The organism is Novipirellula artificiosorum (assembly GCF_007860135.1).
Classification (GTDB): domain Bacteria; phylum Planctomycetota; class Planctomycetia; order Pirellulales; family Pirellulaceae; genus Novipirellula_A; species Novipirellula_A artificiosorum.
Window position 1 is genome coordinate 205,545 of record NZ_SJPV01000004.1, and the last position, 12,194, is coordinate 217,738.

Below are 12,194 nucleotides of genomic sequence, written 5' to 3' on the forward strand. Positions count from 1 at the left end.
CAGAGAAATGAGCGATGAATTGACGGAAAAGATCATTGGCGCAGCAATCGAAGTGCATCGCATTCTCGGCCCTGGTCTGCTGGAGACGATCTACGAAGAGGCCCTTTGTCATGAGCTCGGTTTACGAGGTATCCACACCAGCCGCGCAAGGTTGATCCCCCGCTGTGGATAGTCTGCGCTGGAAATAAAATAGCGATCCTCTTCATCCTGAATGATCTCGGGAGCGTGTGCTGCGAGCTGAGCAACGGGATCCCGATCGTGGAAATCCATCGGTGTATCCGAAGCATAGACAAACGTACGATAGTCGTAGGTGGACGGGTCATGGCCATCATACAATGCCTCGAGCTGCTCCCCTGAACCTGCGCTATCCCACAAGCACCAAAACAAATAGAAGACTCCATGACGCTCAACCAAGGTTGGGGATTCGCAGTTCCAGCTTTCCTGCGGCGCGGTGAAGATGTTGACCGGATCGGTCCAATTCACGAAATCCACCGACGTTACCAGGCTCACGGATCGGTTGCTGCAGCGAGTCAGGTAATAGGTCCCATTCCAAAACAAGACATCGGGATCTCGCGTATTCTCTCCCTTGACCTTGAGTTTGCCTTTGTCCCTCCAGTCGAATAAATCGATCGATTCGGCTCGTCCATTGGTTGAGCTGATGAGCGAGAAAGCCTCGCCGATCTTGATGCAATGAGGTGCCCAGCCACAACCGCTTACATCGAGTTTCGGTTGGTCAATCCAAACCTGCGGACGCATTGCAGTCGCCAGTTTCCCAATCGGTGCCAGCGCATGGAAACAAGTCCCTTCTCCCTCATGGACGCCATCATTCTCAGCTTTGTCGGGGCGGGTGATGCCAAAGCAATGCCACCGATCGCCTGAGCCATCCATGTCCGGGCCTTTGATATAGGTGTGGTCGTTCGTCTGCCAGTGAGTGTAGGTTTCCCCGTTCTTGTAGTTTTGGGTATCCTGTCCTGAGTACACATCGGGCTGCGGCTTGTAGATCAAAGTGTAGTCACCGACGATCGCCGGTATCTGCACGCCGGTTCGCACTGGAGGTTCGTCTGCGACAACGCAAACGGATCCGATGGTCCAGGCGATGACGCCACGTAGGAGTGACTCGAGGTGTTTTTTCATGGGTACGCTTCTTTCGTTGTATTTGAGGGCTCCCTGGCTGCCTGTCTGCAACCCCTTGATCCAGAGGATGCCGGGCTGCATCGCTCGTAACGTCAGGGAAGCACACTGATTGCCAGGAACAGTGCCCCCATTCAACTTAACAACATTCGCATCGGTAAAACATGGTCGAGTGTCACCTCGGAGTATTTTCAGTAGACTCTTGTAATTAACGTTGCACTGCGAATGAATACTGATGCAATCGTATTCTCCCTGTGTCCAAGATTCCAATCGGTGAGGCGTCGCGTAATGAAGAAAACCATCCTTTTGGGAATGGCCTGGATTGCCGTCCTAGCCTGTGTCAGCCCATCGTCGGGTGACGAGTCTACAAAGGCATTCCCGTATGCGGTGACCGAGGAGGCTCGCAATCGAGAACTCAGCGCAGCGATGGATCGCACCTTCAATGGGCATGAAGCACCGCACATCAATGACAACGAGCTGTACACGCAATTCAAGTACACCAAGCTTGAGGGATTGGACTACAATGGTGGCGATGGCACGGTTTCCCGCCGCGATCCGACCAAAGTGCTGTTTGAGAAGGGGAAATACTACGTTTGGTATACGAAGCGAGAGACGCCGACCAAGCCGATGGGGCCGATGGGGTGTACCGAAACGATTCCCTCGACGGACTGGGACCTGAGTGATCTTTGGTATGCCACCAGTGAAGATGGCTTCCACTGGGAAGAACAAGGCGTGGCCGTGCCTCGCCCCCCCAAACCTGAACCGGGCTGGCGCAGCGTGACAACGCCCGGTATCCTGAAATGGAAAGGCAAGTTCTATCTTTACTATCAAGCCTTCATGGAAGCCAGCGGCAAGCGAGGTGATTACTGTCCGGTCGCGGTGTCATGGGCGGATTCCGCCGATGGACCTTGGACGGCTGCGAACAAAATCGTGATTGAAAACGGAGCTGAGGGCGAGTGGGATCAGTTTTCGATTCATGACCCGTGCCCACTGGTTCACGACGGTCAAATCTTTCTCTACTACAAGTCGGCGTTCAACCGACCGGGCAACGTGTGGATCTGCCATGGGATCGCCATTGCGGACACTCCGCTCGGCCCGTTCAACAAGCACCCACTCAACCCGGTCGTCAATTCCGGCCATGAGACGACGGTTTTCCCTTTCAAGAAGGGCGCGGCGTGTCTGGCAATCCGTGATGGCCAAGAGCACTTCACCATACAATATGCTGAGGATTGGGTGAACTTTCAGATAGCGGCGATCACCGAACTGCTGCCGACTGCCGCTGGCCCGTTTGTTCCCGACGCGTTCACCGACACCAAAGACGGTCGCGGTATCACCTGGGGGATTTCCCATTTCACCAACGCCGGCAATGACTGGAAACGCAATCACACCGTGCTCACAAGATTCGACTGCGACCTCAGCCAAGACGTTGATGACCCGGAAATGAAGCGGCATCAGATCGACTTCACCCCGGAAATGCACTATCAACAAGGGTTGAGCAAGAAACAACGGCAGCGTCAATTGGAACAGACGGCTAGGCAACGTGCGGGAACTAAGTGAGCGGAATGACGCTAAATCGAGATGCTTTTTTGTTAGCGGAGCGGCGCGAGCCGCCCGGTTTTACTATGGAATTGGCGAGGCCTCGATACCGGACGGTTTGCGCCGTGCCGCTAAAACTGGACCTCGATTTAGCGGTATTGGGCTCCCGCCTTGCCGCTCACAAATGGAAATTCGAAAGTGATTTCTCGTACGATGCTAAGCTGACTGGGCAACCATAAATAGTGAGAATCTGTCAGAACAAGGTTTTAGGAACAGGGGAATCGATATGAAGAATGTGTGTGGATGGTGTGGAATGACTCTGGCAATGCTCGTCCTGTCAGGCCAACTGGTCGCGCAGAATCATCCTCAGGGAGGCTTCCCCTACAAGTTCCCCGATGAAAAACCGGATCGCCCATTGAGCGCTGCGTTGGAACGCAATTACACGGTGTACCCCGCGGCTCGCCCCGAGAACAATGAACTCTACACGCAGTTCAAATACACGCGACTCGAAGGATTCGATTACAACGGCGGCGACGGCACGATCTCGCGTCGTGATCCGTCGAAGGTGATCTTCGCCGATGGCAAGTACTACGTTTGGTACACCAAACGCCATACACCCACGCCACCCCAGGGAGCGCAGAACAGCACCGACACGATTCCCTCAGCCGACTGGGATCTGTCGGATATCTGGTATGCCACCAGCGAAGACGGCTTTCTATGGAAAGAACAAGGAGTCGCCGTGCCGCGTCCGCCCCAACCCAATGTCGGCTGGCGCAGCGTGACCACGACCGACATCCTCGTTTGGGAAGGCAAGTACTACCTTTACTACCAGGGATTCATGGAAGCCAGCGGTCTGCGTGGCGATGACTGTCCCGTGGCGGTCTCCTCGGCCGACTCACCCGATGGCCCCTGGATACCCAGCAACAAGATCGTGATCCCGAACGGTGCCAAAGGCGAATGGGATCAGTATTCGATTCACGATCCCTATCCGTTGGTGCATGACGGAAAAATCTATCTCTATTACAAGTCCGACAGCAACGGCAAACCAAACATTCGCATGCATGGACTGGCGATTGCCGATCACCCGCTGGGCCCCTTCAAGAAACACCCGCTCAATCCGGTTATGGGTTCTGGACATGAGACAACACTCTTCCCGTTCAAAAGCGGCGTGGCGGCGCTAGTGATTCGTGATGGCAACGAGCACAACACGATTCAATATGCCGAGGATTGGGTCAACTTTGAGATCCAATCCATTGTGGAGCTCATGCCCAATGCTGGCGGACCGTTCATTGCCGATGCATTCACCAACACCACCGATGGCCGCGGAATCACCTGGGGTCTCTCGCACTTCACCAATGCCACCGGCGACTGGAAGGCGAATCACGCAATCTTGGCAAGATTTGACTGCGACCTCAGCCTGGATGTGAACGATCCCGCCATGAAAAAGCATCACGTCTATTTTCCTGTCGAATTGTTCTTCAATCAAAAATTGAGCAAAGCTCAACGCGATCGTGCCATCGAAGTTGCGCGCCAAAGACAAACCGAGTAGCCATCGCCTCGGATCTCATGGTTCCCGGAGCTTGCAATAGAATTCGCCACCGAAATGTACGAGAGAAAGCGATAGGATGCCAAATGTACATTCGGCATGAGGTTGACGATTTTGAACTTGTCTCCACTTGAAGTATCGATATGAAGAAGAATCGTATTTTTGGTTTGGGTGTCGCCGGAATCGCATGTTTCGCAGGGATGGGGTTCGGCGTTTGCTTGGCGGAGACGCCAAACAAACCCTCCGAAGTGACGGCCGATTCTGGGGCGACTGCTTGGCCGAGCGTGCCGATGCCTAAGTTTGAAATCGCGGACGGCCCGTTTGCACCCAACTGGGATTCCCTGCGCAAGTTCTATGTTTGTCCGGAATGGTTCCGCGACGCCAAGTTTGGCGTTTGGGCGCACTGGGGACCACAATCTCAAGCGGAAGCCGGCGATTGGTACTCACGAAGCATGTACATCGAAGGACACCCGCAATACCAACATCACGTCGAAACGTACGGGCACCCATCCAAGCATGGTGCGAAGGACTTGATGTGTGAGTGGAAAGCCGAACGCTTCGATCCCGACGAACTGATCCAGTTCTATCAACAAGCCGGTGCCCGCTACTTCGCCTTTATGGTCAACCATCACGACAACTTTGATTCCTGGGACTCAAAATATCAGCCGTGGAATAGCGTGAACATCGGACCCCAAAAGGATCTGTGCCGACTGTGGGCCGATGCGGCACGAAAGCATGGCCTACGATTCGGGGTCACCTTTCACAACACGCCCTACCGATGTTGGAATACGTTCATGCCGGCTTGGTACGGCTGCGATCGCAGCGGGACCATGGCGGGCGTTCCCTATGATGGCGCCGTCGCCGCCAAGGCGGACGGCAAAGGGACGCCGTGGGAAGGTCTCGATCCCCGCGACCTCTACGGTCCGATCCACAAGGAAAACGAGCCCTGCCCTGAGTTCGTCCAGCAGTTCCTGCTACGCGTGGATGACCTGATTCAGAATTATCAGCCGGACCTGCTCTATTTCGACGACGCCGTCTACCATCTACTCGACAAAAACGAATCACTGCGTTTGAACGCCGTGCTCGGAATGCCCGACCTGCTGCCTCAGATTGCGGCGCACTACTACAATTCCAATCTAAAATGGAACAACGGACGCATGGAAGCCGTGCTCAACATCAAACACGTTGCTGCGACTCCCTTGATGGAAGAGATGCTGTCGAGTGCCGTCGTCAACGACTTCGAGATGAAGGATCCGGACAAGCCGTTTGAGCATCCGTGGCAAACGGACACATCACTAGGCAGTTGGCACTACCGAAAAAATGACCGTTACCGTTCGGCGGAACGAGTGATTCACCATCTGATCAGTATCGTCGCGAACAACGGCAACATGCTATTGAACGTGGCCCCTCGCGGAGACGGCACGATCGATGCCGAGCAGCGGCGGATCGTTAAGGAGATCGGCGACTGGCTTCGCATCAATGGCGAGGCGATCTATGGCACGCGTCCCTGGACGATCGCCCGGGAGGGCAACATTCGCTTTACCCGCGACAAGACAAATACAATCCTCTACGCAACTTTCTTGGATTGGCCTGGGGAAGAGGCGAGCATCCCATCACTTGCCGGCGTCGATCGGACGAGCATCCAAGCAGTGCGGCTCCTAGGAATCCCACAACCGTTGACGTGGCAGACCATGAACGACGGCCTTAAGATCGAAATGCCCAAACGACCTGATTATGGAATCGCCTACCCCATCCGGATTGAATTTGATCGGGAACTCCCTTGAGCTTTGGCAATGAAAGAGAGCCGTCGCTGGACGGCACTCACACCGTCATGCAATCTGCCATACAGTTTCGTTCTTAAAGAGCTCCTTCCCTTCAAGGCAAATGCTTTACCGATGAACGGTGAAACGAATCTACGGACCTTGCTGCAAAACATGCAGCCCGAACTCCAAGATGGCGAATTCGTATTTTGCACGATGGAACCCGCAGCCGCGTTTGGACTTTGCCTTTCTCCCAGAGGTCAATTCCTTGAAAGCGAGGGCTTGACGCTGATTCTTGCAAAGGCCGAAGCCGAGGCGAACGAACTCGCATGCTCGTTTCCTTGCAGAATGATCACCCTCAGAATTCACTCCAGCCTTGAAGCCGTTGGTTTCCTTGCTGTCGTTACCGAAAATCTCGCTCAGCGAGGCATCGGCGTTAACGCCATCTCAGCCTACTTTCATGATCACCTTTTTGTCCCCCTTGACCAGGCTGACGAAGCGATGAACGTGTTGAAAGAGATCGTTCAAAATCCAGGGACGGGGCCGGATGACTTTGCGTAAGGTGACGGCCAGCGTCGCTCCAATCGTACTCGTTCGTCAATCTTCGACCGCAGCCACAAGAGACATCCGATCCTCTATAGTAGGGATTCCCGCAAAAAAAACCTGCCTGCTCCATTGAAAGAAGGACATCCACCATGAGATTTCTCTGTCTGTTGCTCGGATTGAGTTTGTCTACCTTTTCCGTGGTCTTGGCGAACAATGACATTTTGCTCGCCGATTTCGAAGGTGAGACTTATGGCTCGTGGACAGCCACCGGCGATGCGTTTGGCGAAAGGCCTGCTCGCGCCAATGTGAAACCACGAAATCGCGTGACGGGCCATCAGGGCCAAGGGCTGGTCAATACGTACTTGGACGGCGATCGATCGACGGGAACGCTAACCTCGCCACCGTTCACGGTCGAGCGTCGTCACATTAACTTTCTAATCGGGGCAGGCAATTTTATCGAGACGACCTGCATGAACCTTGTGATTGATGGAAAGGTCGTCCGCAGCGCGGTTGGACCGGCTATCAAAGCGGACAATCAAGAGGTGCTCGACTGGCAATCGTGGGATGTCCAAGAACTGGTTGGTAAACAGGCCGTCCTCCAGATCGTTGACAACGCGACAGACGGTTGGGGCCATATCAACGTCGATCAGATTGTGCAGTCGGACACGCCTCGCAAGCCCTCCGTAGCCCAATGGGTTGCAGTCAAGCCGAGACCCAAGACGGGCGAGGCCTCTCGGGTTCCACAATACACCTTTGCCGAGACATTGCAGGCGCAGGAAGCACAACTCCGAACGAATCCATGGCTGCAACGCATGACGGCATCGCGGTTGGCTCAGGCTGGCGATCCACATCGGCCCATCTATCATTACGTGAACCCGGAAGGACGCCTGAACGATCCCAATGGTCTCTGTTACTGGCAGGGTCGCTGGCACTTGTTCTACCAGGCGTATCCGCCGGAAGACACTCGCCAGCACTGGGGCCATGCGGTGAGCGACGATCTGATCCACTGGCGTGACCTGCCGCTGGCCCTCTACCCAAACCCAGAGGACAAGTGTTTTTCTGGTTCGACACTCGTTGAAAAAGATCGAGTGATCGCCATCTACCACGGGATCGCGGCTGGCACGATGGTTGCTGTCGCCACCGATCCACTGCTATTGAATTGGGAGAAAGTTACGGGCAACGCCGTGATCCCCTTGCCGAATCCGGGTGATCCTCCGCTACCCTACAACATCTTTGACCCGTGCATCTGGAAACGCGATCAGATGTATTACGCATTGACAGCTGGCACGGTCAACGAAGGCCCCGGTGGAAAGCCGATTCGCGCTGAGTTCTTGCATCGGTCGAAAGATCTTGCTAACTGGGAATACCTGCATCCATTTCTTGAGGATGATCAATACGGCCTGATCGGCGACGATGGGGCCTGCCCGTATTTCTGGCCCATCGGCGATCGGCATATCTTGCTCCACTACAGCCACACCAGCGGCGGCAAGTATCTTCTCGGCGACTACGATACGGATCGAGATAAGTTTGTTGTCACGCACGGCAGCGATTTCAACTTTGGTCCCAGTGGACCGGGCGGTGTGCATGCGCCATCTGCCTGCCCGGACGACAAGGACGGCGTCATCGCGATCTTCAACATGAACCCCGGAAAGCCAACGCAGCAATGGAATCAGATCATGACGTTGCCCCGGCGTCTGACTTTGATTGGCAAGGACCAATTAGGAATCGAGCCGGCGGGAGACATCGAATCCGTTCGCGGCGAGAGGACACACCTTGACGCTCTGACCCTTCCGGCCAACCAGGAGATCGTCCTTGAAGGGGTCAGTGGCAACGCCATGGAACTGATCGCCGAGATCGATCCGAAAGGTGCGCCGATGGTGGAATTGAATGTCTTGCGATCCGCAGGCGCAGAGGAAGTCACGCGAATCGCACTGCTAAGGGAACGAGGGTATCGCGACCGTTCCCGCAATGCACCGTTGCCGAGTGTGATCATGCTTGATAACACGCGTTCCTCCATCCTTCCGGATGTACGTTCAAGACCACCGGAAATGGCACAAGTTTCGATCGCAAAGGGCGAACCGGTGAACCTGCGAGTGTTTATCGACAAGAGCGTCGTCGAAGTATTCGTGAACGGCAAGCAATGTGTCGCGTTGCGGGTCTATCCGGGACGGGAGGATAGTGTGGGCGTCTCGCTCCGAGCCCAAGGCCAGGATGCGCAGTTGCGGTCGCTTGACGCTTGGCAAATGAAAAACATCTATGATGGAACTCCTTGAATCCACCTCGAGCCCTCACCAGCGGTCGGCATTCGACCAAAACGTTTTCCAGGCGATTGAGTAAGCTCAACCCTTCCTCCCCTCTCTCCTTGCACAACAAAGTAAAGATGAAACGAATGCTTCCCTGGCTCGTGGTCACGTTCCTCACGGTTCCAGCTGCTATAAGTCAGCAACCCGTTCCCGAGGAAATTGAAAATCCCGCGATCACTCAATTGGGCAAACTACCACCTCGTGGCAATTCCTGGTCTTATCCAAGTTTGGAGAGTGCCGAGGATTCGATCGACGGCGAGTCGCCGTGGGTGAAATCACTCAACGGAGACTGGAAATTTTGCTGGAGTCCAAGGCCAGAGCAACGACCGTTGAAGTTCTTTGAGCAGGATTTCGACACCAGCAAATGGGCTCAGATCCCCGTCCCGTCGACCTGGGAACGAGAGGGTTATGGAACGCCTCTCTACGTGAACATCAAGTATCCGTTCCATGTTGATCCGCCGCGCGTGATGGGGGAACCGGACGAATCCTTTACTTCTTTCCATGAACGTAACCCTGTGGGTTCTTACGTTCGTGAATTTGACTTGCCCGAGGATTGGAAGGGGATGCGGATCGTCTTGCACTTCGGCGGCGTGCGGTCCGCAATGTTTCTCTGGGTTAACGGAAAAAAGGTGGGCTATTCCCAGGGCTCTCGATTGCCAGCCGAATTTGATGTCACTGAATTCGTCCATGGTGGCGCGAATCGATTGGCTGTGGAGGTCTACAAATTCAGTGATGCATCCTACATCGAAGATCAAGACTTTTGGCGTCTGAGTGGCATCTATCGAGATGTGTTTCTTGCAGCGATGCCTGCGGACGGTTTATGGGATGCGTATGTGCAACCGGAGGTCGATTTGGCAACCGGTGCAGGGAGCGTGACCTTGCATACAACCCCCATGCCCGTAGCGGTGGCGAAGGGGGCCAAACCACAAGTTGAGCTTACGTTGCTGGATCGCAAGGGTAACGAGGTTGGATCTGGAGCGGACCGAATCGAAGTCAATGATGTCGACTTATGGTATCCCGAGCAGCCATGGCGATACACCGCGATCGTCAAGGTTCGCTCAAACGGAAAAATCGGCCAAGTCTTTCGCTTGCCAGTGGGCTTTCGCAAATTGGAAGTTTCCGGACCGGAGTTGCTGCTGAATGGAAAGCCGCTGAAGATACGAGGCGTCAACCGACACGAATTTGATCCAGAAACGGGTTATGTCATGACGGCCGATTTGATGCGGCGCGATTTGGAATTGATGAAGCAGGCGAATATCAACTTCGTTCGCACCGCTCACTATCCAAATGCCCCCCAATGGTACTCGCTCTGTGACGAACTCGGCATGTTGGTAATGGATGAGGCGAACGTCGAGTCCCACGGGTTGAGTTATCACAAGCGAGTGCTCCCTGGTGATCAGCCAGATTGGTCGGCAGCGGTCGTCGAACGAATGAAGCGGATGGTCGTACGGGACCGCCAACATCCGAGTGTCGTGATGTGGTCGCTTGGGAACGAAGCGGGGTATGGGACGTCGTTTTTGGCGATGAGCGATATGTGTCGTTCAAACGATCCAGAACAACGGCTGATTCAGTATGCCGATATGAACCTCGCTGGAGACGTGGACAGTCAAACCTATCCCGATCTGGAATGGCTCAAACAACACGTTCAAGGAGCGGCAAAGCGAAAGGGGGAAAGGGGTAAAATTTCTTCGCAAGAACAGCATGGTCCGTACCCGTCCGGACGTCCCTTTGTCATGAACGAGTACGCGCATGCGATGGGCAATAGCATCGGAAATTTCGCAGACTATTGGGATTTGATTCATTCCGAGCCGATCTTGAGCGGCGGATTCATTTGGGACTGGGTGGATCAGGCGTTGTACCGAGACCGTACGGATCCAACTCAAGGTTTCGTCTATGGAGGAGATTTCGGTGACATCCCCAATGACACAAACTTTTGCGTGAACGGAGTCATCGGGGCAGACCGAGAACCGCATCCTCACTACTTCGAAGTGCAAAAAGTCTATCAACCGGTCCACTTTGATGGTGCGAGGCTCACCGATGGCATTCTGTTGTTGACGAATCGCTATTCGGCTCTCGATCTCAGCGAGTGCCAATTGTGCTACGAGATTCAGAGCGACGGCGAACGGGTGGAACAAGGGCATCTACCCGCCGTCGTGGTGCCACCACATTCGTCAAAGCCGATCGATGTTTCCGCCGTGAGTGCGATTGTAGAGAAGTATGCTCTGGGAAACCAAGAGGTGATGGTCACATTCAAGCTGAAATTGATCGAGGATGCATTGTGGGCGAAGTTGGGACACGTCGTGGCATGGGAGCAATTTCCGTGGCCGCACGAAGATATCCTTCAAGCTCCATTGCCCTTGGGCGACGCAACCGCAAAGCAGACGGAAAGCGGAATTCGTGTCGAAGGCGAAGGGTTCTCGGTGCGCATCTCTGCGAGCACCGGTTTGCCGGATTCTTACGTGATGAACGGCCAAGAGTTGCTTGTGCAGCCAATGCGATGGAATTTCTGGCGCGCATTGACGGACAACGATGATGGCTGGAAGGTTGGCGAAAAAATGCGCGCGTGGCAGGATGCGGGCAGCGCGGCGGTGGTCAAGTCAATCAAGCTGACGGAGAACAAAGACGATCGACCGGTCATCAACGTTGTGGTTATGCTGCCGAATCCGAAGACACGCATTTCGATCCAGCATACCGTGGCAGCGGAAGGACGGTTGAAGACAACAATCGGTTTCGAGGTTCTCAGCGAGCCTTGGAAACCCGATCTCCCGAGACTGGGTATCCAGTTCGCAATCCCTCGTACCTTCGGTCGTGTCGCCTGGTATGGACGCGGACCCCATGAGAACTATTGGGACCGGAAGACCTCGGCGCCAATCGGTCGTTACGAGTCAACGGTCGCGAAATGGGTGACGCCCTATGTGCATCCTCAAGAGAACGGTAACCGCTGTGATGTGCGTTGGCTTCGGTTGACCAACGAGCGTGGAATCGGATTGCATGTCGACGCCCCGACGGACTCTCCGCTTTCGGTGAGCGCATGGCCTTACACTATGGACGATCTCGTCAACGCAAAACATAATACGGAATTGCCTGAGCGAGACTTCATCACGGTCAACCTGGATCATCTTCAGATGGGCGTCGGAGGCGACAATTCTTGGGGACTTCCGGTTAACGAACCGTATCGGATCAAAACCGACCGAAGTTACCAATGGAGTTTCACTCTCGTTCCGGTGCGACCTTAAGCCTCTCAGCAGGCACTTCAGAAGACTCAGCGGATGAACTAGACTTGATTCGGTAAGCTGGAAGCTTACGTCACTTTCCCTCCAAATCATTCCCACCCCTAAGGTCACGGATGCATACTGCATTGTGGACTCCCGT

At 54.6% G+C, this 12,194-nt stretch carries 8 protein-coding genes; 7 read left to right on the forward strand and 1 reads right to left on the reverse strand.

Translation table 11 applies throughout. The features are described from left to right. Positions 1-7: 7 nt before the first annotated feature. On the forward strand, positions 8-172 hold the full coding sequence (locus Poly41_RS13315; RefSeq protein ID WP_231615664.1) for a GxxExxY protein: 165 nt from the start codon (positions 8-10) through the stop codon (positions 170-172). Here Poly41_RS13315 and Poly41_RS13320 read toward each other — a convergent pair. Continuing rightward, the gene (locus tag Poly41_RS13320) at positions 109-1,134 is read right to left on the reverse strand and encodes a glycoside hydrolase family protein (RefSeq protein WP_146526675.1); all 1,026 of its coding nucleotides are present in this window, start codon (positions 1,132-1,134) and stop codon (positions 109-111) included. The two genes, Poly41_RS13315 and Poly41_RS13320, sit on opposite strands and share 64 nt — an antisense overlap. Positions 1,135-1,419: 285 nt before the next feature. Between Poly41_RS13320 and Poly41_RS13325 the strand changes: the two genes are divergently transcribed. From Poly41_RS13325 to Poly41_RS13350, 6 genes are all read left to right on the forward strand, one after another. Further along, positions 1,420-2,688, forward strand: coding sequence for a glycoside hydrolase family 117 protein (locus Poly41_RS13325; protein WP_146526676.1), 1,269 nt, complete (start codon positions 1,420-1,422; stop codon positions 2,686-2,688). A gap of 292 nt (positions 2,689-2,980) precedes the next feature. After that, positions 2,981-4,216: a glycoside hydrolase family 117 protein gene (locus tag Poly41_RS13330; RefSeq protein ID WP_197231305.1), complete on the forward strand. Its 1,236-nt coding sequence runs from the start codon at positions 2,981-2,983 to the stop codon at positions 4,214-4,216. 140 nt (positions 4,217-4,356) lie between these two features. Next, entirely contained in the window at positions 4,357-5,997 is a 1,641-nt protein-coding gene (locus tag Poly41_RS13335) for an alpha-L-fucosidase (RefSeq protein ID WP_146526677.1), read from the forward strand. 111 nt (positions 5,998-6,108) lie between these two features. Further along, a complete protein-coding gene (locus Poly41_RS13340) occupies positions 6,109-6,534 on the forward strand; it encodes an ACT domain-containing protein (protein ID WP_146526678.1) in 426 nt (141 codons plus the stop codon). A 134-nt stretch (positions 6,535-6,668) separates the two neighbouring features. After that, positions 6,669-8,792: a glycoside hydrolase family 32 protein gene (locus Poly41_RS13345; protein WP_197231306.1), complete on the forward strand. Its 2,124-nt coding sequence runs from the start codon at positions 6,669-6,671 to the stop codon at positions 8,790-8,792. Positions 8,793-8,899: 107 nt separating this feature from the next. Beyond that, entirely contained in the window at positions 8,900-12,058 is a 3,159-nt protein-coding gene (locus tag Poly41_RS13350; RefSeq protein ID WP_146526679.1) for a glycoside hydrolase family 2 TIM barrel-domain containing protein, read from the forward strand. Positions 12,059-12,194: the final 136 nt, after the last annotated feature.